Source organism: Ensifer adhaerens, assembly GCF_002007205.1.
GTDB classification, from domain to species: Bacteria; Pseudomonadota; Alphaproteobacteria; order Rhizobiales; family Rhizobiaceae; genus Ensifer; species Ensifer adhaerens_D.
Genome location: NZ_LAZS01000001.1, coordinates 77,706 through 97,504, shown reverse-complemented (window position 1 = coordinate 97,504; position 19,799 = coordinate 77,706). Strand labels below are relative to the sequence as shown.

Sequence of the window (19,799 nt, the reverse complement as noted above, 5' to 3'; positions counted from 1 at the left end):
CAAATTCGCGCCAGAGGCGAGAGACACCATGCCGCCAAAGAAAAAGGCCGGGCTGTCACCCGGCCTTTCGAAAACGGTAAGGCGTTGCTTCGCGCTCAGCCCTTGAGCACGAAGGCTTCTGCCGCAAGCTTGGTGATGCCGGCCCAGTCGCCCTTGGCGACCAGATCCTTCGGCGCGACCCAGGAGCCGCCGACGCAGACGACGTTCGGCAGCGTCAGATAGTCGCGTGCGTTGGAAAGCGAGATGCCGCCCGTCGGGCAGAACAGCGTGCCGGCAAGCGGCGAGGACAGCGACTTGAGGTAGGCGGCGCCGCCTGCCTGCTCGGCCGGGAAGAATTTCATGACGTCATAGCCTTCTTCGCGCAGGCCCATGACTTCGCTTGCCGTCGCAGCACCCGGCAACAGCGGCACCTCGTGATCATTGGCGACATCAATCAGTTCCTGCGTCGTGCCGGGGCTGACGATGAACTTCGAGCCGGCTTCGACCGCGGCTTCGAACTGGGCGGCGTTGAGGATCGTGCCGGCGCCGGCAACGGCGCCTTCCACTTCGTTGGCAACGGCGCGGATCGCTTCGAGTGCTGCCGGCGTGCGCAAGGTGATCTCGATCGCCTTCAACCCGCCGGCAACGAGCGCGCGCGCCAGGGGAACGGCGGTCGCCACGTCGTCGATCACCAGCACCGGAACGACCGGCGCCAGTTTGAGGGTTGAAAGAAGCCTGTCGGATTTCGCGCTCATGCCGATCGTCCTTTTTAAAACGATTGAATATGCCCCCGCATACCCCGGCAAGCGCCGCTTGTCGAGGCCGATGGCTGCAAGACAGTCGCGCTGAATATAAGATAAGTATAAAATGGCATCGACAACAAAGAGATGGCTTGAGCCTTCCCGGGAAAGCTATAGGTTGATCGCGGTCGAACCTCTCGAAATGGCAGGATATCCATGGCGAAGGAGATTGAGCGCAAGTTCCTGGTCGCTTCCGACGGCTGGCGGGAGCAAGCGGACAAGGGCATAGACCTCAGGCAGGCTTATGTCGTGACCATGGACGACCGCTCGCTGCGCGTGCGCATCCACGGCAACAAGTGGGCGCGTCTCACCATCAAGATCGGCAAATCGGCGCTGGTCAGAAACGAATACGAATACGACCTGCCGATGGACGATGCACACGAGATGCTGACGCAAGCGGTCGGCATCGTCATCGAGAAAAGGCGCTACCGGGTGCCACACAAAGGGTTCACCTGGGAAGTCGACGTCTACGAAGGCGCGCTGAAGGGGCTGATCGTTGCCGAAGTGGAGTTGAAACGCGAAACGGACCTGCCGGCGCTGCCCCATTGGATCGGCCGCGAAATCACCGGTGACCGCCGCTACTCCAACCAGTCTCTCGCCATCGAAGGACTGATGGAACCGCAACCATGACCTATGCCTTCCAACCCGGACGGCCCTTTTCCGAAGACTTCCGCGCGATCGCCGCCGAACAGCTCACACAAGCGGTCACGACGCTCGAGGATCGGCCTGACGGCGTGCACGAGGCGATCCACGACGCCCGAAAGAATTTCAAGCGCCTGCGCGCGCTCTACCGTCTCGTCGCAGCGGACGCACCGCTTTTTCAGAAGCATGAAAATGCGCGCATCCGCGACATGGCGCTCAACCTCTCAACCGTTCGGGACGCGGCAGCGCTGGTCGAAAACGCCCATTACCTCAAGGCGGCGGCGTGCAGCGAAGAGGAAGAACGGGCGCTCACCCATGTCTGCGAGCGACTGACGACACGCCGGGACCGCATCACCGCAAGCGTGACCGATATCGAGGACCGCGTGGCAGCCACCATCGTGCGCTGCGAACAGGCACTGCAGGCCCTTGGCCAGGTGACATTCGACGACCGACGCCGCAAGACCGCAAATCGGCTGACGAAGGGGTGGCGGCGTACGCTGAAGCGGGCCAGGCGCGCCAGGCAAGCCTGCGGCGAGACAGCGGAAGCGCCCGCGTTCCATGAGCTGCGCAAGAGGGCGCAGGACTATCGCATGCATCTCGGCCTTATGCGCGCGGTCTGGCCTTCGGCCCTGCAGGCCAAGCGCGTCGAGGCCAAGGCGCTGGTCGATACGCTCGGCCATCTCAACGATCTCGCGGTCATGACCCAGTTGATCAACGAGGATCCGGGCCTTGCCGGCAACAGCCAGGATCAGGCGCACCTCATCGCCGTCGTCATCGACCGACAGGGAAGCTTGCGCAAGCACGCTCTCGATCTCGCCGCGGAAGTCTTCCAGGAGGAACCGGACGACGAGAGCAGGACGATCCGGCTGCTCTGGCTTGACGCTGTGCACTGACTGAATGTGCTGCCCCGTAAGGCGTCACGCGCGACAGAGTCGCCCTTGCATGCCCCCGCGATTGCGCTTGGGTCGCGAAAGCTGTATTTGCACGGGCCATGACCGACATTTCCACGACACCGCGCCCTGAGACCCATGGTGAAACCCATGGGCAATTTCTGGTGGCTGCGCTCTATCATTTCGCAAGCTTTCCGCGCTTTGCCGATTTCCGCGCGCCGCTGCAGGCCGTCTGCGACGAAAACGGCGTCAAGGGCACGCTGCTGCTGGCCCATGAAGGCATCAACGGCACGATCGCCGGCACCGATACCGGCATCGCCGCGGTACTCGCCTTCCTGCGGGCACAACCGGAACTGAAGGCGCTTGAGCACAAGGAAAGCCGGGCATCGTCCATGCCGTTCCTGCGCATGAAGGTCAGGCTGAAAAAGGAAATCGTCACCATGGGCGTCGAGAACATCGACCCCAACAAGATCGTCGGCACCTATGTCGATCCGAAGGACTGGAACGCGCTGATCTCCGATCCCGATACGATCGTCATCGACACGCGCAACGATTACGAAACCGCGATCGGCATCTTCAAGGGCGCGGTCGATCCGAACACCAAAACTTTCCGCGAGTTTCCGGACTGGGTGCGCAACCACACCGGCCTGCACAACAAGCCGAAGATTGCCATGTACTGCACCGGCGGCATCCGCTGCGAGAAGGCCACCGCCTTCATGAAGGAGCAGGGCTTCGACGAGGTCTACCACTTGAAGGGCGGCATTCTGAAGTATCTGGAAGAAGTACCGCAGGAAGAAAGCCTGTGGGAGGGCGCCTGCTTCGTGTTCGACGACCGTGTCTCCGTGACCCACGGCCTTGAAGAAGGCGAACACACGCTCTGCCACGCCTGCCGCCAGCCGCTGACCACTGCGGACCTGGCTTCACCGCACCACGAGGACGGCGTCTCCTGCATCCATTGCCACGAGATCCGCACCGACGAGGACCGGGAGCGCTACCGCCAGCGCCAGAAGCAGATCGATCTTGCCAGGAAGCGCGGCGAGCGCCACCTCGGAAGCTGAACAGTTTCGGCGGGTTCGCCCCGTATCAGTGCGGTGAGGCCCCCTCATCCGCGCGGTGAGGAGCCCCTCATCCGCCTGCCGGCACCTTCTCCCCGCAAGCGGGGCGAAGGGGGACGCCGCACCGCCCCTTCCAAAGATCTAGCTCCAGCTTGTAGCACCTCTTTCCGGCCCGCCGGAAAACGAGGGCTCCGGCGCGTGACGGCCGCTTTGGGCACGTCCCCTCGCCCCGCCTGCGGGGGGAGGGCTAGTCCTCGGGTTAAACCCGAGGAGAGGGGCGATCCTGCTGCTGCGCCCTAACCCGGCAACGCCTCGCACTCCCCGAGCGTCAGCGCGCTACGGTCCCACGCATGGCGGCTGCGGGTGAAGATCGCGTCGGTCGGGCGAAACACCGAGGGGTCGTCCAGCGTGCCAGCATAGATCGACACACGCGGATCGTCCGGCGGACCGGAACCGTAGACCTGGCTGCCGCAGGTTTCGCAGAAATAGCGAACCGAGGGATTGCCGTTTTCAGCGCGCGTCTCGTAACCGCGGCCGGTTCCCGACATCGTCACATCGGCCCGCTCGAAGATCATGTAACAGCAATGACCGGTGCCTGTCGTGCGCTGGCAATCGCGGCAATGGCAGAAACCGGAAAAGAGCGGCTCACGGTTCAGCTCATACCGGATTGCACCGCAGAGACATCCGCCTTTCAAGACGCTCATGGTTCGTCCTCCTCGAAGTGCCAGGAGGATAGCCAAGCAAGCCATGCGGTCAAAGAAAAACCGCGCGCCGCAAGTTGCAGCGCGCGGTCCATGTTTCTCTTTACCAGAGACGCTTACCAGCTCGGGATCAACGCACCCTTGAAGGTGTCGTTGATGAAGGCCTTCACCTTTTCGTCGTGGTAGGATTCGACCAGGGTCTTCACCCACGGAGCATCCTTGTCCGCCTTGCGCACGGCAATCACGTTGGCGTAGGGCGACTTCTCGCCTTCGATCGCGATCGCGTCCTTTTTCGGGTGCAGGCCGGCTTCCATCGCGTAGTTGGTGTTGATGACGGCGGCATCGACGTCCTGCAGCGAGCGCGGAAGCTGGGCGGCATCGAGCTCGGCAAAGGTGATGTTCTTCGGGTTCTCGGTGATGTCGGCAGGCGTCACCTTCAGGCCAGCCTCTTCCTTGACCTTGATCAGGCCCTTGGAAGCGAGAACGAGCAGCGCGCGGCCGCCATTGGTCGGGTCGTTCGGGATGGCGATCGTCGCGCCGTCTGTGAGCTCGTCGAGGCTCTTCACCTTCTGCGAATAGACGCCCATCGGCGTAGTGATGGTGGTGCCGACGCTGACGATCTCGAAGCCGCGATCGGCGATCTGGTTGTCGAGATAGGGCTGGTGCTGGAACGAGTTGGCGTTGAGGTCGCCGTCAGCAAGCGCCTGGTTCGGAACGACATAGTCGGAGAATTCGAGGATCTCGATGTCGAGGCCCTTCGGAGCCGCGACTTCCTTCACCTTCTCCATGATCTGGGCGTGTTCGCCCGGGGTGACGCCGACCTTGATGGTTTCGGCGAGCGCCGTGCCAGCGGAAAGAGCGGCAATCGCCGCCGCGATGATAAGCTTCTTCATGGACGTCTCCTTGTTCACGTTCAGTCTTGGGAGGAAATCAGGTCTTGCGGTTTTTCTTGTCGAAGCGCCGCGCCAGGCCATCGCCGGCGCTCTGGACGAGTTGCACCAGCACGACCAGCACGATGACGACGACGAGCATCACGTCGGGCATGAAGCGCTGGTAGCCGTAGCGGATGCCAAGGTCGCCAAGCCCGCCGCCGCCGACGGCGCCGACCATGGCCGAATAGCCGATCAGGCTGACGGCGGTCATGGTGAGCGCCAGCGTCAGCGCCGGCCGCGCTTCGGCAAGCAGCACCTTGAAGACGATCTGCATGGGGGTCGCCCCCATGGCGCGCGCCGCCTCGATCAGGCCCTTGTCGATCTCGCGGATCGCCGCTTCCACCAGCCGCGCGACAAAGGGAATGGTCGCGATCGTCAAAGGAACGATCGCCGCCTTGGTGCCGATCGAGGTGCCGGTCAAAAGCCGGGTGAAGGGAATGATGGCAACGACCAGGATGATGAAGGGGGTCGAGCGCGTGGCATTGACGATCAGCCCGACGACGCGGTTGAGCGTCGGTGCCGGGAACAGCTCGCCCTTGCCGCTGGTCGCAAGAAAGATGCCGATTGGCCCGCCGATCAGCGAGCCGATCAGGCCGGCGACGGCGACCATGTAGATCGTGTCGACGGTGGCGCCGCCGATGCGCAGGAGAATATCAGGCGACATAACCGAGCACCTCCGTGACCAGACCGTTTTCGACAAAGAAGCGTTCGGCGCGACCGGACGTCTCGGCATCCGCGCCATAGGCGACGACCAGCGAGCCATAGGGCGCGCCGCCGATCTCGTCGATCGTGCCGGCGATGATGTTGACCTCGGCGCCGACAGACTTGATAAGTTGCGAGATCAACGGCTTCTCGGCCGCAGCACCGAAGAAGGTGAGCCGTACGACTGCGCGATCGCCAGCGGCCGGCTGCGGCTTCAAGGCGCGGGCCACGGCGTCGGGCAGCTTCGAGCCCGGCAGGCCCGAGAGCAGCGCCCGCGTCGTCTCGTGTTTCGGATGGGTAAAGACATCGAAGGTGTGGCCGCGCTCGACGATGCGGCCATGATCGATGACGGCGACATCAGAGGTCACGGCCTTCACCACTTCCATCTCGTGGGTGATCAGCAGCACCGTCAGGCCGAGCTCGGCATTGATGCGCTTCAGGAGTTCGAGGATCGACTGCGTCGTCTCCGGATCGAGCGCCGAGGTCGCCTCGTCCGAAAGCAGTAGCTTCGGCTCGGTCGCAAGCGCCCGGGCGATACCGATGCGCTGCTTCTGGCCGCCCGAGAGCTCGGCCGGATATCGTCCATGCTTGTCGGCAAGACCGACGAGATCAAGCAACGGCCGCACGCGCTGTTCGATCGCGCGCTTGTCCATGCCAGATATTTCCAGCGGCAGCGCGACGTTGCCGAAGACGGTGCGCGAGGACAACAGATTGAAGTGCTGGAAGATCATGCCGACGGAACGGCGAAGGGTACGCAGCGCCGCCTCGTCGAGCCCACCGACATCGACGCCATCGACCAGCACCTTGCCGCCCGACGGCTTTTCCAGCCCGTTGACCAGCCGGATCAGCGTCGACTTGCCGGCGCCGGAACGGCCGATGATGCCGGTGATCGAACCACGGTCGACAGTCAGCGCGACCTTGTCGAGCGCGGTGAAGGCGCCGCTTTGGCCGGAGGCAGGAAAATGCTTGGAAACGCCGTCGAAAACGACGGCCGCGTCAGCGGGTGGCGTGGCGTTTTGGCTGGAAACGCTCATCGTTCGGAAATCCCCGAATGAGGCGCAGTCGGAATGTGCGGGTACATAAGTGCTCTCGGATGTTCAAAACTCATGATCCCGGGCCTGGCCGGGATGGAACGCGCGTCTGGTCAGGCCGACATTCGACAACGCATTCGGAACAGGGAGCACTTCTCTAACATCAAGCAACCAGTCAGTTCAACTTTGGTGCCGCATGGCTCGCACGCGACATAATCTACGGCTCTTATGGGGAATTGCCACGCCCTTTAACAGGCATGTTTTTTCCGAATTTGGCGAGGAGCGGCAAAACCATGCTCTTTTGCTGCGCGGCGCGCCGTCATCCCGCAAATCGCCATCTTGGATATCCTTGTTCGGGCGGACTGTGCCCGACCGCATTTCATGCTAACGGGCAGGAACAGGATTACGAGGTGAGAAATGCGCATCGTCTTGACCGGAAGTTCCGGCCGCATCGGCCGGGCTATCTATAACGCGCTTGCCGCTGCGGACCACGAGGTCGTCGGCATCGACCGCGCGCCCTTCGGCACGACGGCAATCGTCGGCGATCTCGTCGACGGCGAATTGTTGGAGCGAGCCATGGAGGGGGCGGATGCCGTGATCCACACCGCCGCGCTGCATGCCCCGCATGTGGATGCGGTCGCCGACCAGGAATTCGAGCGCGTCAACGTGATGGGCACGCATCTGGTGATCGCGGCGGCGCAGGCCGCGGGCGTCGGCCGCATCGTCTTTACCAGCACGACGGCGCTTTATGGCCATGCGGTCACGGAGCGCGGTTGCGCCTGGATCACCGAGGAAACGCCGCCGAAGCCGCATACCATCTACCACCACACCAAGCTTGCGGCCGAAGCCCTGCTTGAGAACGCCGCCGATCGCGCTCTGCACGTGCGGGTGCTGCGCATGTCGCGCTCGTTCCCGGAGGCCGCCGACCGCGTCGCCAGCTACCGGCTGCACCGGGGCATCGATGCCCGCGACGTCGCGGCCGCGCACGTAGCGGCGCTCGACAATGGTGGGCCTGCGTTCCAGCGCTACATCATCTCCGGCGAAACGCCCTTTCTTCCGACCGACTGCCGTCGTCTGGCGGAAGATGCCGCAGGACTCCTGGTGGAGCGTGCGCCAAAACTGAGCCAGGCTTTTGCCGAGCGCGGCTGGGCGCTGCCCGCAACCATCGACCGGGTCTACGATCCGAGCGCTGCGATCGAGAAGCTCGACTGGAAACCGCGTTATGGCTTCAAGGAAGTGCTGGCCCAGCTCGACCGGCAGAGCCTGGAAGTCCTGCCGGTCCGCCAATGAGCCTGCGATACCTCGGGAGAGCCGCTTCGTGCCCCCCGAGGTATGACCGATAGGCTATCTGGAAGCCCACGCCCGATTGTCAGGCGTGATTGCCCTTCGGGAACTGTTCGGCCAGAGCCTTGTACCACTCGCCGCTCTTCTTGATGGTGCGGACCTGGGTGTCGTAGTCGACATGCACGATGCCGAAACGCATCTTGTAACCCTCGGCCCATTCGAAGTTGTCCATCAGGCTCCATGCGAAGTAGCCACGCATCGGATAGCCCTCGGAAATCAGGTCCGCCGTGACAGACAGATGATCGGCGATGTAGTCGAGCCGCGGCTGGTCGTCGACGATGCCGTTTTCGACGCCCATGTTGTAGCAGGCGCCGTTCTCGGTGATGTAGCAGTCGGGCAGTTGGTACTTGGCGTTCAGCGTCTTGACCAGTTCACCGAGCGCCGGAGCGTAAACCTCCCAGCCGATATCCGTCTTCACTTCGCTCACAGGCTTGGCGTTGACCGTCGCCGGGTACTCTGCGCCCTTGGCCGGATCGGCGCTGACGCGCATCGGCGTGTAGTAGTTGAGGCCCCACCAGTCGAGCGGCCGCGAGATCGTCTCCATGTCGCCATCTTCGATCGCGGGCATGCGATGGCCAAGCGCGCTCAGGAGGCTTTCGGGATACTCGCCTTTGAAAATCGGACCGAAGAAGACCCCGTTGTGGAAGTCGAAGGCGCGATCGGCGGCTGCCTTGTCGGCCTTGCTGGCACTGCCCGGATAAACCGAATGCGCGTTGATGACGATCCCCGCAGGCAGGTTCGACCGCTCGGAGCGTATGGCGTCGACGCCGAGCCCGTGCGCGAGATTGGTGAAGTGCAGCGCGTGCAGGGCTGCGTCCATGTTGCGCTCGCCCGGCGCATGGATGCCATAGAGATGGCTGAGCCACACCGAGCACCAGGGCTCGTTGAAGGTGGCAACGGCATCGAGCCGGTCGCCGAGGCGGGCAATCACCGTCTTGGCGTAGCGCTGGAAGGCGTAGGCCGTCGTGCGCGCCGTCCAGCCGCCATCGCCCATTAGCGCCAGCGGCAGGTCCCAATGGTAGAGGGTGGCATAGGCCTTGATGTTGCGGGCCTTCAGCCCATCGACGAGACGATCGTAAAAATCGAGACCCTTCTCGTTGATCGGGCCGGTGCCCTCAGGGATGATGCGCGGCCAGGCGATCGAGAAGCGGTAGGCGTCGACGCCGAGGCTCTTGATCAGGTCCAGATCCTCGTCGAGCCTGTTGTAGTGGTCGCAGGCGACGTCGCCGTTGTGACGCCCGTAGACACGGCCCGGCATGTTGGAGAAGGCGTCCCAGATCGAGGGCTTGCGCCCGTCCGCCTTGGTGGCGCCTTCGATCTGGAAGGAGGCGGTCGCCACCCCGAATACGAAATCGCCCGGGAAGCGCTCAGCCAGGATCTTGGGATCGGTCATCTCTTTGTCTCGTCTCGTTCCGGCCCCGCCGCCGGCGGGACCTCGTTGTTTTCTCGTGTTCGCAGGCCGACCTAAAGCCGTGCCTGCAGATGTCAACTCGCGAAAAAGGGCGGGAAAGCCCGCCCTTCCGCCCGGTTGAGGCGTCGCATCACACCTTTACCCACGCACCATTTCGTTTGGATGACTGGACGCAGGCGTCGACGAAGACCATGCCCTTCATGCCGTCGTCGATGGTCGGATAGGTGACGGCCGGATCGATCTTTTCGCCTTTGCGCTTGGCAAAGATCGCGCGCGCGGCTTCCGTGTAGATGTTGGCGAAACCTTCGAGATAACCTTCCGGATGGCCCGACGGAATGCGGCTGACGCGGTTTGCGGCCGCACCGGCTCCGGCGCCGGCGCGGGTGAGCAGGCGCTTCGGCTCACCGAACGGCGTGTACCAGAGATAGTTCGGGTCCTTCTGCGTCCATTCAAGCCCGCCCTTGGTGCCGTAGACGCGCACCATCAGACCGTTCTCGTGCCCGGGCGCCACCTGGCTGCACCAGAGCAGCCCCTTGGCGCGCTCGCCGTCCTTCGCCTTGAAGCGCATCATCACATGGGCGTTGTCGTCGAGCTGGCGGCCGCCAACGAAGCTGTCGAGATCGGCAGCGAGTTCTTCGAGTTCGAGACCCGAAACGAAGGCGCCGAGATTATAGGCGTGCGTGCCGATATCACCCGTCGAGCCGCCGGCGCCCGAGCGCGCCGGATCGGTGCGCCAGGCCGCCTGCTTCTGGCCCGACTGCTCGATGTTTTCGGTGAGCCAGTCCTGCGGGTACTCCATCTGCACCAGCCGCACCGCACCGATCTCGCCATTGGCGACCATCTCGCGCGCCTGCCGTACCATCGGATAGCCGGTGTAATTGTGCGTCAGCACGAACAGCGCATCGCTCTCGTCCGCCGCTTTCTTCAGCTTCTTCGCGTCGCCAAGCGTCGAAGTCAGCGGCTTGTCGCAGATCACGTGGATGCCGCGCTTCAGGAATTCCTTGGCCGCAGCGTAGTGCACATGGTTCGGCGTGACGATCGCCACCGCCTCGATGCCGTCTTTCAGTTTCGCCTCGCGGATCGCCATCTGCTTGAAGTCGGAATAGACCCGCGACGGATCAAGTCCGAGTTCGCGGCCTGAGCTTTCCGCCTTTTCCGGCGTCGACGACAGCGCGCCGGCCACCAGCTCATAGTGATCGTCGAGACGGGCTGCGATGCGATGCACCGCGCCGATGAAGGCGCCGGAGCCGCCGCCCACCATGCCGAGCCGGATGCGACGCTCGCGCTTCTCGCTCGTTCCTTCGATTGCCATAATCTTCTCCCCTGTTCGTTCCGTGTTGTTCGTTTGCTTCTTCGGGCTCGCCCCTCATCCGCCTGCCGGCACCTTCTCCCCGCTTGCGGGGCGAAGGGACGATGCGGCACCCGCTCGCACTCGTCATAACCGCAACACCAGCCTCAGCAATCCGAGCCCAGCCGTAGTCCGCGTCCCCTCTCCCCGCCTGCGGGGAGAGGGTTAGGGTGAGGGGCAGTCGGTCAAAAGCCCAGTGAGGGCAACCCCGTCCTCAGATTCCCAGCATCCGCCGGTTGGCGGCATCATCTGTGCCGGCGCCGGCAAAGTCGTCGAAGGCCTTCTCGGTGACGCGGATGATGTGATGCTTGACGAAGTCGGCACCCTCGCGCGCACCGTCCTCCGGATGTTTCAGCGCGCATTCCCATTCGACCACCGCCCAGCCGGCGAAGTCGTTGGCCGCCATCTTGGAAAACACCGCGCCGAAATCCACCTGGCCGTCGCCGAGTGAGCGGAAGCGACCGGCCCGGTTGACCCAGCCCTGGTAGCCGCCATAGACGCCCTGGCGTCCGGTCGGGATGAACTCCGCATCCTTGACGTGGAACATGCGGATGCGGTCCTTGTAGATGTCGATGTTGTCGAGATAGTCGAGGCACTGCAGCACGTAGTGGGAGGGGTCATAGAGCATGCAGGCGCGGGCATGGTTGCCGGTGCGCTCCAGGAACATCTCGTAGGTGATGCCGTCGTGCAGGTCTTCGCCCGGATGGATCTCGTAGCAGATGTCGACGCCGCAATCCTCGGCGTGGTCGAGGATCGGTTTCCAGCGCTTGGCCAGTTCGTCGAAGGCGGTTTCGACGAGGCCCGCCGGCCGCTGCGGCCAGGGATAGACAAAAGGCCAGGCAAGCGCGCCGGAAAAGCTCGCCATCGCATCGAGGCCGAGGTTTTTCGAGGCCGTCAGCGCCAGCTTCACCTGCTCCACCGCCCAGGCCTGCCTTGCTTTCGGGTTGCCGCGCACTTCGGGCGCCGCAAAGCCGTCGAAGGCCTCGTCATAGGCGGGATGCACGGCCACCAGCTGGCCCTGAAGATGGGTCGAAAGCTCAGTCACTTCGACACCGTTGTCGCGGGCCGTGCCGGCAAACTCGTCGCAATAGGCCTTCGAGGTCGCGGCCTTTTTCAGATCGATCAGCCGCCCGTCCCAGCTCGGCACCTGCACGCCCTTGTAACCGCAATCGGCGGCCCATTTGGTGATCGCATCCCAGGAATTGAACGGTGCCGCATCGCCGGCGAATTGCGCAAGAAAGAGCCCTGGCCCCTTGATGGTCTTCATGCTGATTTTCCTCCCGATGGAACGGCCGAAATTGGTGTTGGCCTTGTCCTGACAGCCGGCATGAAAGGCGATTGCACGCCTTTGTTTTCTCCCAGAACTGCCGGATCTGAAACGTTGCAGGCGCCGAAGCTAGCAGATTTTCAGCGAGGGGCAACAGCGCAGGACCGGATTCCGAAAAGTTTTGTAATCGATTTCATTGCGAACGGCATTGCGCCAGCCACGGCACGCCCTTGCTGCAGAAATCCGCAACATCAATCATCGCCTCCCGTGCGCGTCGACGAAGAGAAAGGGCGCTTTCGAGGCGCCCTTTCGATATCCATCTCCGCTCAGACGTAGCGGTTGACGACGTTTTCGAGCAGCTCCTGCTTGCCCGATTTCGGCTGCGGATTGAGGTCCGACTTCAGCACCCAGGCCTCGATCTCTTCCAGCGAGAAGCCGCCGTCGAGCATCTTCTTGGCTTCCGGCACCTGCCAGCCGGCATAGCGGCTTTCGAGCGGTGCGGAGAGCGCCTTGTCCTCGATCATTTTTGCCGCTGCCTTCAGGCCACGCGCGCAGCAATCCATGCCGCCGATATGGCCGATCAGCAGGTCCTCCGGATCGATCGACTGACGGCGCAGCTTGGCGTCGAAGTTCGTGCCGCCGGTCGCAAAGCCACCGCCGGCAAGAACCTGGTAATAGGCGAGCGCCATTTCCGGCACGTTGTTGGGGAACTGGTCGGTGTCCCAGCCGGACTGGTAGTCGTTGCGGTTCATGTCGATCGAGCCGAAAATGCCGAGCGCATTGGCAAGCGCCAGCTCGTGCTCGAAGGAGTGGCCGGCGAGGATCGCATGGCCCTGCTCGATGTTGACCTTGACCTCGTTTTCCAGGCCGTAGTTCTTGAGGAAGCCGTAGACCGTCGCGACGTCGTAATCGTACTGGTGCTTGGTCGGTTCCTGTGGCTTCGGCTCGATCAGGATCGCGCCCTTGAAGCCGATCTTGTGCTTGTACTCGACGACGAGGTTGACGAAACGGCCGAGCTGGTCGAGCTCGCGCTTCATGTCGGTGTTGAGCAGCGTCTCGTAGCCTTCACGACCGCCCCAGAGCACGTAGTTCTGCCCGCCGAGGCGCTTGGTGGCGTCAAGGCAGGTTTTCACCGTCGCGGCTGCGAAAGCGAAGACATCCGGATCCGGATTGGTCGCCGCACCCGACATGTAGCGCCGGTTGGAGAAGAGGTTCGCCGTGCCCCAGAGCAGGTTGACGCCGGTCTCGGCCTGCTTCTTCTCGAAGTGATCGACGATCTCGTTGAGGTTCTTCGTGTTCTCGGCGAAGCTCTTGCCTTCCGGACGCACGTCTGCGTCGTGGAAGCAGTAGAAGGGAACGCCGAGCAGGTCGAAGAATTCGAAGGCGACGTCGGCCTTCAGCTTGGCCGCAGCCATGTCGTCCTTGAACCAGGGGCGCTCGAAGGTCTGGCCGCCGAAGGGGTCGCCGCCCGGCCAGACGAAGGTGTGCCAGTAGGCAACGGCGAAGCGCAGGTGGTCTTCCATGCGCTTGCCGAGCACGACCTCGTCCTTGTTGTAATGGCGGAAGGCGAGCGGGTTGGCGCTGTCCGGTCCTTCATACTTGATCTTGGCGATATCGCCGAAAAAGCCAGTGCTCACGGGTCTTGCTCCTCTTTCAAGAGTGGTGTCGGCCGGCGTCGCCCATGCGATAGTCGCGGCCATTACGTGGAAGGTAATTGGTTTCATTCCCTCGGCCAGCGATACCGGAAGCATCGAAACGCCAAACGAAAGGAACACTTCGATGCACGACTTCAACGCCATCGCTAGAGCCTACATCGCCGCCTGGAACGCCACCGATGTCGCAAGCCGCGCGGCCCTGATCGAGAAGGCCTTCACCGCAGACGTCGCCTATCGCGACCCGATCATGCAGGGCGACGGCCATGCCGGCGTGGATGCGCTCATTGCCGGCGTGCACGGACAGTTCCCCGGCTTCCGCTTCACGCTGAAGGGTGTCGCCGACGGCTACGCCGACACGATCCGCTTTTCCTGGGCGCTCGGGCCGGAAGGCGTTCCCTCTGTCATCGAAGGCACGGATGTCTGCCAGATCGAGAACGGCCGCCTGAAGACGATCACCGGTTTCCTCGACAAGGTGCCGGCTCGCTGAGCACAAGGCACCGGAACGAAGCGTGGGGCGCCGTATCACGACACGGCGCCCTTGATTGCCGGATAGAGCCGGCGGTAGCGCTGGTAGCTCGCCTCATAGGCCGAAACCAGCGACGCCTCCGGCGCAATGGTCTCGGCCGTCTGTGGGGCGTAGCAGGTGGCAACGGGATCGGCACCGGTCGCGGCGATGAGGCCAAGGCGGGCCGCCCCGAAGGCAGCACCGAAATCGCCGTCGGCGGGCAGATCGACCGGCAGGTTGAGCGCCGTGGCGATCGATTTGAGCCAGTAGCGCGAGCGCGAACCACCACCGATCGCCGTTACCCGCGAGAGCGTCGTGCCGGCGGCGCGAAGGGCTTCCAGGCTATCGCGAATGGCGAAGGAAACCCCTTCCATCACCGCCTGGGCCAGCACCACGCGGCTGCTTTCATGCCCGAGCCCGACGAAGGCGCCGCGGATCGCCGCGTCGTTGTGCGGCGTGCGCTCGCCCGAGAGATAGGGGAGGAAGCTGACGCCCGAGGGCGCCTTGAGGTTGTCGCCGAGCTCGGCGCTCAAGTCCGCCGCACTGCGGCCGGCGATACCGGAGTACCAGTTCAGCGCATCGGTCGCCGACAGGATGACGCCCATCTGGTGCCAGGTATTCGGCAGCGCGTGGCAGAAGGCATGCACGGCGCTTTCCGGGTTGGGCAAGTAGCTTGCATTCGCCGCGAAGAGAACACCCGAGGTACCGAGCGAGACGAAGGCATTGCCCTCGCCGACCGTGCCCATGCCACAGGCAGAAGCCGCATTGTCGCCTGCACCGCCGGCAACGACGACGTCATCGGAAATACCCCAGCGCGCGGCCAGTTCCGAACGCAGCTTCCCGGCCGCATCGGTTCCCTCGACCAGGCTCGGCATCTGCTTTTCGTCCATGTCGGTGGCGGCAAGCAGGCTTTGCGACCACTGCCGCTTGCCGGTATCGAGCCAGGCAGTGCCGGCACTGTCGGACATTTCCGACATGTGCTCGCCGGTGAGCCAGAGGCGCAGATAATCCTTGGGCAACAGGACCCAACGCACTTTCGCAAAAATCTCGGGCTCGTTGGCGCGCACCCAGGCAAGCTTCGGCGCGGTGAAGCCGGGGAAAACGATATTGCCGGTGATCGTGCGGAACTGCAGATCCGCATCGAGCGCTGCCGCCTCGCGAAAGCTGCGGGTGTCGTTCCAGAGGATGCAGGGCCGCAGGACCCGATCATCGGCGTCGAGCAGCGTCGCGCCATGCATCTGGCCGGAAAGGCCAATACCGCGCACCGCCGAAAGCTCCGCCGGGTGCGCCGCCTTCAGCCCTGATATCGCCTCTTCGGTGGCGCGCACCCAGTCGGCCGGGTCCTGTTCCGACCAGCCGGGATGCGGCCGCGAGACGTCCAGCGCGCCGGAGGCCGAACCGACGATGCGCTGGCCGCCATCGATCAACATTGCCTTGACGCCCGAGGTGCCGAGATCCAGTCCGAGATACATGCTTGCCTCCAATGGTCGGCTCCAGACCGCTTGCCCGTCTGGAGCCGCGCCGTTCCAAGTCTTTACGCCGGATCGACCGGCAGGTTGTCCTTCAGGAAAATCTCGATGCGGATGCGCTCCTGCGCCGAAATCACCGAAAGCCCGTCGGCACGGGCCTTCAGCACGCGGATGGCGCTGCGCACCTCATGGCCGGCATCCTGATTGAGGAGCGCGTCGATCGTGCCGGAAAGAAGTGCTGCGCGGCTGTGCGGCGTCAGTTCATGGGCGATGGCGCAGACGGCCTTCTCGCGACCTGCCTTTTCCAGTGCCGCGATCAGGCCGCGATTGCCGGCGCCGAGGCTATAGATACCGGCAAGCTCCGGGTGATCGGCGAGCAGGCTGGAGACGAGGCGATCGACCTCGGCCGGATCGTCATGTCCTTCGACGACGGGCAAAAACTGGCATCCGGGCGCACTCTCCGCCATAGCCGCACCAAAACCTTCGAGGCGGTCGCGGTGGTCGCGCACCAGCATCGAGCCGGCAACGATCGCCACCGGACCGTTTCGGCCACCGAGGAAACGCCCCATCAGCGTGCCGGCGGTCCGGCCGGCAGCAACGTTGTCGACACCGGCGAAATGATCGCGCGACGATCCTGGCAGATCGGAGACCAGTGTCACGACAGCAACGCCCTCTTCCCGCAGCCGATCGACGGCCGCGACGACCTCGGGGGCATCGATCGCCACCACGGCGACGCCGGCAGGCTCGAGACCACGCGCCTGCTCCAGCGCCCGCCCGAGAGCCGCTGCATCGAAGGCTGGAACGGTAAATACGGTAATTGCGGTCCGCTCGACGGCGGAGCGTAGCCTTGCCGCCTCCACCTCGGCCGCAAGGCCGCGCATGAAGGTGTTGTCGCCTTCCGGCAGGATGAAGACCAGCGGATAGATGCGGCTCTTGGCGAGGTTGGCGGCAGCGACATCACGGACGTAGCCGAGCGTCTCGATGGCGCGCTCGACCTTGTCGCGGGTGACGCCGCGCACGCCCGGGCGGTTGTTCAAAACCCTGTCGACGGTCGCGAGACTGACCCCGGCCCTGGCGGCGATATCGTGAACGGTCGGACGCATGTTTTCCTCCGGGCTCTGCCTTTAGAGGATTTTTTGATGTACGTAAATCAGAAATCCTCAACAATCATGAATCCGGACACGATACGGCAGCGCGAAACGCCGGCAAGAGCTGCGTAATAAGTTGATAAAGCTCGATTTTTCGGAAAACTTTCGGAGGCGGCCGTCAGCCGAGCCGTTTGCTGAAGGCATCGGTAAAGACCACCTCGCCATGGGTCTCACCGGCCTGCGCCAGCACCACATCCATGAAGCGATCGGTAACGCGCACGAGGGCAAAGCCGCCCATATATGCCGCCTTCGGCTTGATGAGATCGAGCCCGTCCTGCCGGTAGATCATTGCCGTCTCGTGCTGGTGGCCGTGGAACAAGCCGATGACGTTGCTGCCCTTGATGGTATCGAGCAATGCCTGGCGCTGGCCGATGCTCCACCAGTGCGGAGCGCCGTCGCCTTCGTCGTCGAAGGTTTTCGCTTTCGCATCCCAGACCTCGGCCGAAAAGGCGTCCCAGCCATAATGCTGGAAGAGGATCACCGGCCGGCCGTCGCCGGCATAGGACGCCAGATCCTGCTTCAGCCAAGGCAGCGCATTGACCGCACCCTTGGTCTCGTCGCCACCGAAGCGCTGCAACTGCACCAGATGCAGCCCGCTCCAGTCCCAGGAATAACAATCCGAAAGCGGATCGTAATTGGTGACCGGTATCGGCGGCTTGTAGAACACCGTCTGCCGGTGATTGAGCTCGACATAGTCGCGCAGTTCGCGGCGATACCAGTCGACATGCGGCGGCGGCCCGTCCTGGTCGAGGTCGTGGTTGCCGAGGCCGACATAGACGGGCATGTGGACATGGTCCGGCCCTGTCCCCTCCTGGTAACGGCTGGAGAATTGTTGCAATTGCCGGCCCTCGCGCGGCTGGCGCACCTGGCCGCCGCCATCGTCGGTAATGTCGCCGCCAAGCACCAGCCCGAGTGGCTTGCCGATCTCCCGCCCGGCGCTTGCAAGCCCGCTCGGCTTGCCGGCAACCGTCGCCGGCCAGCGCAAGCCATGCACGGCGTTCAGCGCCGCCACGTGGCGCAGCAGATTGGCGTCCGTCTTGCCTTCAGCCGCGCAGTTGGGAGCAAGTCCTTCGATCGAGACGAGGCAGGCGTGGATGTCATTGGAGAAAAGGAACGTCGCGTCGATGGCGGGAATGGCAGCGCGGCTTCGGGAGGTTGCCAGCGCCGCCCCGAAACCGGCAAGACCCGCAACGAATGATCGCCTGGATATGCCGTCAAAACCCGATCGCCGCATGCCGCTCCCCCTCTTACACTTGGGACAAAGTGTGCAGCAAGGCGCGGTTCGCGTAAACCGAGAGCCGCGTCCTGCTTGAGAGGGGGAGCTAGTGGCCGTCGCCGCCCGGCCCGACGCCTTGCGGCTTCTTGATCATCATCACGCCGAGGATCAGCGACAGGAACAGCACCGTCAACAGCATGAAAATGTCGCCGAAGGACAGGATGATCGCCTGCTGCTGCGCCATGCCCGCAAGCTGCTTGATCGCGATCGTCGTGCCATCGAGGCCGTGGGCGTTGAAGTTGGCGGCCATGTTGTTGAACCGCTCCATCGCCTCCGGATTGCCCCACTGCACGTGCTCGGCAAGCCGCGCATAGTGGAAATCCTGGCGCTGGGTCAGGATCGTGTTGATGACCGCAAGCCCGACGGCACCGCCGAGGTTGCGGGTCAGGTTGAAGAGGCCCGAGGCGCCGCGCATGCGCGCCGGCGGCATGGTGCCGAGCGCGATGTTGTTGATCGGCACCATGCACAGCATCAGCCCGACGCCGCGCAGGATCTGCGGGATGAACAGCTCGTAGAAGTCCCAGTCGGCCGTCAGGTGGCCCATCATCCAGGTGCCGGCGGCAAAGCTGGTAAAGCCGATCGTCATCAGCACGCGCGGATCGAGCTTGCCCGAAAGAATGCCGGCGACCGGCGCGGTTACGAACATGGCGAGACCCGAGACGAACATGGTCTCCCCGATCATCAGCGAATCGTAACCGCGAATGCGCCCGAGATAGAGCGGATAGAGATAGGTCAGGCCATAAAGGCCGATGCCCATGACGAAGGAGAACATCGAGCCGAAGGCGAAGTTTCGGTTGGCAAAGGCCCGGAGATCGACGACCGGAAAATCCACCTTGAAGGCGCGGTAGAAGAACACGATCGCCGCCAGCGCCGAAGCGACCGCGCCGATGACGATATGCTCGTCGTTGAACCAGTCGTTGGCATTGCCCTCTTCCAGCACGTATTCGAGCGCGCCGAGGAAGATCGCCATCGAGGCCAGGCCCCACCAGTCGAACTTCTTGAAGAGGCCAAGCTCCGGCTTGTCGAAGTCAATGAAGGTCCAGGTGAGCGTCGCAACGATGATGCCGGGAATGACGTTGACGAGAAACAGCCAGTGCCAGGAGAAGGCATGGCTGAGATAGCCGCCGACCGTCGGGCCGATCGTCGGCGCCAAGGTCGCGATCAGGCCGATGATCGGCGAGACGATGTTGCGCTTCGACGGCGGGAAGATGGTGAAGGCGGCCGCAAAGACCGACGGGATCATGCCGCCGCCGATAAAGCCCTGGATCGCACGGTAGACGATCATCTGGTCGATGTTCGTCGCCGTCGCCGCAAGCGCGCTTGCCGCGGTGAAGCCCGCTGCCGAAACCGAAAACAGCACGCGCGTCGAGACGATGCGCGCCAGCGTGCCCGAGAGCGGGATCATGATGACTTCGGCGATGAGGTAGGAGGTCTGCACCCAGCCGATCTCGTCCGAACCGGCCGAGAGACCGGCCTGGATTTCGGCAAGCGAGGCCGAGACGATCTGGATGTCGAGGATCGCCATGAACATGCCGACGACCATGGCGAAGAAGGCGATCAGCCTCTTCGGATCCATATGTTCCTCGACCTTCGGTGCGGCGGCCGCCACCGAGCCTGCTGTTGCCGTTGCGGCCATCTCAGCCA

The 19,799-nt window shown here is 63.6% G+C and carries 18 protein-coding genes; 5 read left to right on the top strand and 13 right to left on the bottom strand.

From position 1 onward, the window contains the following. Nucleotides 1-95 precede the first annotated feature (95 nt). Nucleotides 96-734, bottom strand: coding sequence for a 2-dehydro-3-deoxy-phosphogluconate aldolase (locus XB14_RS00425; protein ID WP_077959668.1), 639 nt, complete (start codon nucleotides 732-734; stop codon nucleotides 96-98). Between the two features lie 201 nt (nucleotides 735-935). Between XB14_RS00425 and XB14_RS00420 the strand changes: the two genes are divergently transcribed. The 3 genes from XB14_RS00420 (at nucleotide 936) to XB14_RS00410 (ending at nucleotide 3,369) form a co-directional block, all read left to right on the top strand. Then, on the top strand, nucleotides 936-1,409 hold the full coding sequence (locus tag XB14_RS00420; protein ID WP_077959667.1) for a CYTH domain-containing protein: 474 nt from the start codon (nucleotides 936-938) through the stop codon (nucleotides 1,407-1,409). Then, the gene (locus XB14_RS00415; protein WP_077959666.1) at nucleotides 1,406-2,314 is read left to right on the top strand and encodes a CHAD domain-containing protein; all 909 of its coding nucleotides are present in this window, start codon (nucleotides 1,406-1,408) and stop codon (nucleotides 2,312-2,314) included. The genes XB14_RS00420 and XB14_RS00415 overlap by 4 nt, the downstream gene beginning before the upstream one ends. Before the next feature lie 98 nt (nucleotides 2,315-2,412). Then, nucleotides 2,413-3,369, top strand: a complete 957-nt coding sequence (locus tag XB14_RS00410; protein WP_077959665.1) for a rhodanese-related sulfurtransferase — start codon at nucleotides 2,413-2,415, stop codon at nucleotides 3,367-3,369. Nucleotides 3,370-3,662: 293 nt separating this feature from the next. Here XB14_RS00410 and XB14_RS00405 read toward each other — a convergent pair whose 3' ends face one another. The 4 genes from XB14_RS00405 to XB14_RS00390 form a co-directional block, all read right to left on the bottom strand. Then, on the bottom strand, nucleotides 3,663-4,070 hold the full coding sequence (locus tag XB14_RS00405) for a GFA family protein (protein ID WP_234803921.1): 408 nt from the start codon (nucleotides 4,068-4,070) through the stop codon (nucleotides 3,663-3,665). A gap of 113 nt (nucleotides 4,071-4,183) precedes the next feature. After that, nucleotides 4,184-4,960, bottom strand: a complete 777-nt coding sequence (locus XB14_RS00400; RefSeq protein WP_077959664.1) for a MetQ/NlpA family ABC transporter substrate-binding protein — start codon at nucleotides 4,958-4,960, stop codon at nucleotides 4,184-4,186. Nucleotides 4,961-4,997: 37 nt separating this feature from the next. Then, a complete protein-coding gene (locus XB14_RS00395; protein ID WP_077959663.1) occupies nucleotides 4,998-5,663 on the bottom strand; it encodes a methionine ABC transporter permease in 666 nt (221 codons plus the stop codon). Continuing rightward, entirely contained in the window at nucleotides 5,653-6,735 is a 1,083-nt protein-coding gene (locus XB14_RS00390) for a methionine ABC transporter ATP-binding protein (RefSeq protein WP_077959662.1), read from the bottom strand. Before XB14_RS00390 ends, XB14_RS00395 begins: the two co-directional genes overlap by 11 nt. 414 nt (nucleotides 6,736-7,149) lie before the next feature. Here XB14_RS00390 and XB14_RS00385 point away from each other — a divergent pair, with 414 nt between their 5' ends. Next, the gene (locus XB14_RS00385; RefSeq protein WP_077959661.1) at nucleotides 7,150-8,022 is read left to right on the top strand and encodes an NAD-dependent epimerase/dehydratase family protein; all 873 of its coding nucleotides are present in this window, start codon (nucleotides 7,150-7,152) and stop codon (nucleotides 8,020-8,022) included. A gap of 79 nt (nucleotides 8,023-8,101) precedes the next feature. Here XB14_RS00385 and XB14_RS00380 read toward each other — a convergent pair whose 3' ends face one another. From XB14_RS00380 to xylA, 4 genes are all read right to left on the bottom strand, one after another. Next, nucleotides 8,102-9,469 carry a GH1 family beta-glucosidase gene (locus tag XB14_RS00380; protein WP_077959660.1) on the bottom strand — a complete coding sequence of 456 codons (1,368 nt, stop codon included), beginning with the start codon at nucleotides 9,467-9,469 and terminating at the stop codon, nucleotides 8,102-8,104. Nucleotides 9,470-9,617: 148 nt separating this feature from the next. Then, nucleotides 9,618-10,799, bottom strand: coding sequence for a Gfo/Idh/MocA family protein (locus XB14_RS00375; RefSeq protein WP_043618457.1), 1,182 nt, complete (start codon nucleotides 10,797-10,799; stop codon nucleotides 9,618-9,620). A gap of 250 nt (nucleotides 10,800-11,049) precedes the next feature. Continuing rightward, nucleotides 11,050-12,102: a sugar phosphate isomerase/epimerase family protein gene (locus XB14_RS00370; RefSeq protein ID WP_077959659.1), complete on the bottom strand. Its 1,053-nt coding sequence runs from the start codon at nucleotides 12,100-12,102 to the stop codon at nucleotides 11,050-11,052. A 326-nt stretch (nucleotides 12,103-12,428) separates the two neighbouring features. Next, nucleotides 12,429-13,739 (bottom strand): xylose isomerase, encoded by a 1,311-nt coding sequence (gene xylA, locus XB14_RS00365; protein ID WP_077959658.1) that lies wholly within the window; start codon nucleotides 13,737-13,739, stop codon nucleotides 12,429-12,431. Between the two features lie 142 nt (nucleotides 13,740-13,881). Here xylA and XB14_RS00360 point away from each other — a divergent pair, with 142 nt between their 5' ends. Next, nucleotides 13,882-14,244 carry a nuclear transport factor 2 family protein gene (locus tag XB14_RS00360; RefSeq protein ID WP_077959657.1) on the top strand — a complete coding sequence of 121 codons (363 nt, stop codon included), beginning with the start codon at nucleotides 13,882-13,884 and terminating at the stop codon, nucleotides 14,242-14,244. 35 nt (nucleotides 14,245-14,279) lie between these two features. Here the strand turns inward: XB14_RS00360 and xylB are convergent, their stop codons facing one another. The 4 genes from xylB to XB14_RS00340 form a co-directional block, all read right to left on the bottom strand. Beyond that, entirely contained in the window at nucleotides 14,280-15,734 is a 1,455-nt protein-coding gene (gene xylB / locus XB14_RS00355; RefSeq protein WP_077959656.1) for a xylulokinase, read from the bottom strand. Nucleotides 15,735-15,796: 62 nt separating this feature from the next. Continuing rightward, the gene (locus XB14_RS00350) at nucleotides 15,797-16,834 is read right to left on the bottom strand and encodes a LacI family DNA-binding transcriptional regulator (protein WP_077959655.1); all 1,038 of its coding nucleotides are present in this window, start codon (nucleotides 16,832-16,834) and stop codon (nucleotides 15,797-15,799) included. Nucleotides 16,835-16,997: 163 nt separating this feature from the next. Then, nucleotides 16,998-18,113 (bottom strand): metallophosphoesterase, encoded by a 1,116-nt coding sequence (locus tag XB14_RS00345; RefSeq protein WP_077959654.1) that lies wholly within the window; start codon nucleotides 18,111-18,113, stop codon nucleotides 16,998-17,000. An 88-nt stretch (nucleotides 18,114-18,201) separates the two neighbouring features. Beyond that, nucleotides 18,202-19,791 (bottom strand): DHA2 family efflux MFS transporter permease subunit, encoded by a 1,590-nt coding sequence (locus tag XB14_RS00340; protein WP_143348165.1) that lies wholly within the window; start codon nucleotides 19,789-19,791, stop codon nucleotides 18,202-18,204. Nucleotides 19,792-19,799: the final 8 nt, after the last annotated feature.

What these genes read in the sequence shown, in the direction of transcription:
- XB14_RS00425 (WP_077959668.1), bottom strand. Translation starts at nt 734, where the DNA reads ATGAGCGCGAAATCCGACAGGCTTCTTTCAACCCTCAAACTGGCGCCG.
- XB14_RS00420 (WP_077959667.1), top strand. Translation starts at nt 936, where the DNA reads ATGGCGAAGGAGATTGAGCGCAAGTTCCTGGTCGCTTCCGACGGCTGG.
- XB14_RS00415 (WP_077959666.1), top strand. Translation starts at nt 1,406, where the DNA reads ATGACCTATGCCTTCCAACCCGGACGGCCCTTTTCCGAAGACTTCCGC.
- XB14_RS00410 (WP_077959665.1), top strand. Translation starts at nt 2,413, where the DNA reads ATGACCGACATTTCCACGACACCGCGCCCTGAGACCCATGGTGAAACC.
- XB14_RS00405 (WP_234803921.1), bottom strand. Translation starts at nt 4,070, where the DNA reads ATGAGCGTCTTGAAAGGCGGATGTCTCTGCGGTGCAATCCGGTATGAG.
- XB14_RS00400 (WP_077959664.1), bottom strand. Translation starts at nt 4,960, where the DNA reads ATGAAGAAGCTTATCATCGCGGCGGCGATTGCCGCTCTTTCCGCTGGC.
- XB14_RS00395 (WP_077959663.1), bottom strand. Translation starts at nt 5,663, where the DNA reads ATGTCGCCTGATATTCTCCTGCGCATCGGCGGCGCCACCGTCGACACG.
- XB14_RS00390 (WP_077959662.1), bottom strand. Translation starts at nt 6,735, where the DNA reads ATGAGCGTTTCCAGCCAAAACGCCACGCCACCCGCTGACGCGGCCGTC.
- XB14_RS00385 (WP_077959661.1), top strand. Translation starts at nt 7,150, where the DNA reads ATGCGCATCGTCTTGACCGGAAGTTCCGGCCGCATCGGCCGGGCTATC.
- XB14_RS00380 (WP_077959660.1), bottom strand. Translation starts at nt 9,469, where the DNA reads ATGACCGATCCCAAGATCCTGGCTGAGCGCTTCCCGGGCGATTTCGTA.
- XB14_RS00375 (WP_043618457.1), bottom strand. Translation starts at nt 10,799, where the DNA reads ATGGCAATCGAAGGAACGAGCGAGAAGCGCGAGCGTCGCATCCGGCTC.
- XB14_RS00370 (WP_077959659.1), bottom strand. Translation starts at nt 12,102, where the DNA reads ATGAAGACCATCAAGGGGCCAGGGCTCTTTCTTGCGCAATTCGCCGGC.
- XB14_RS00360 (WP_077959657.1), top strand. Translation starts at nt 13,882, where the DNA reads ATGCACGACTTCAACGCCATCGCTAGAGCCTACATCGCCGCCTGGAAC.
- xylB (WP_077959656.1), bottom strand. Translation starts at nt 15,734, where the DNA reads ATGTATCTCGGACTGGATCTCGGCACCTCGGGCGTCAAGGCAATGTTG.
- XB14_RS00350 (WP_077959655.1), bottom strand. Translation starts at nt 16,834, where the DNA reads ATGCGTCCGACCGTTCACGATATCGCCGCCAGGGCCGGGGTCAGTCTC.
- XB14_RS00345 (WP_077959654.1), bottom strand. Translation starts at nt 18,113, where the DNA reads ATGCGGCGATCGGGTTTTGACGGCATATCCAGGCGATCATTCGTTGCG.
- XB14_RS00340 (WP_143348165.1), bottom strand. Translation starts at nt 19,791, where the DNA reads ATGGCCGCAACGGCAACAGCAGGCTCGGTGGCGGCCGCCGCACCGAAG.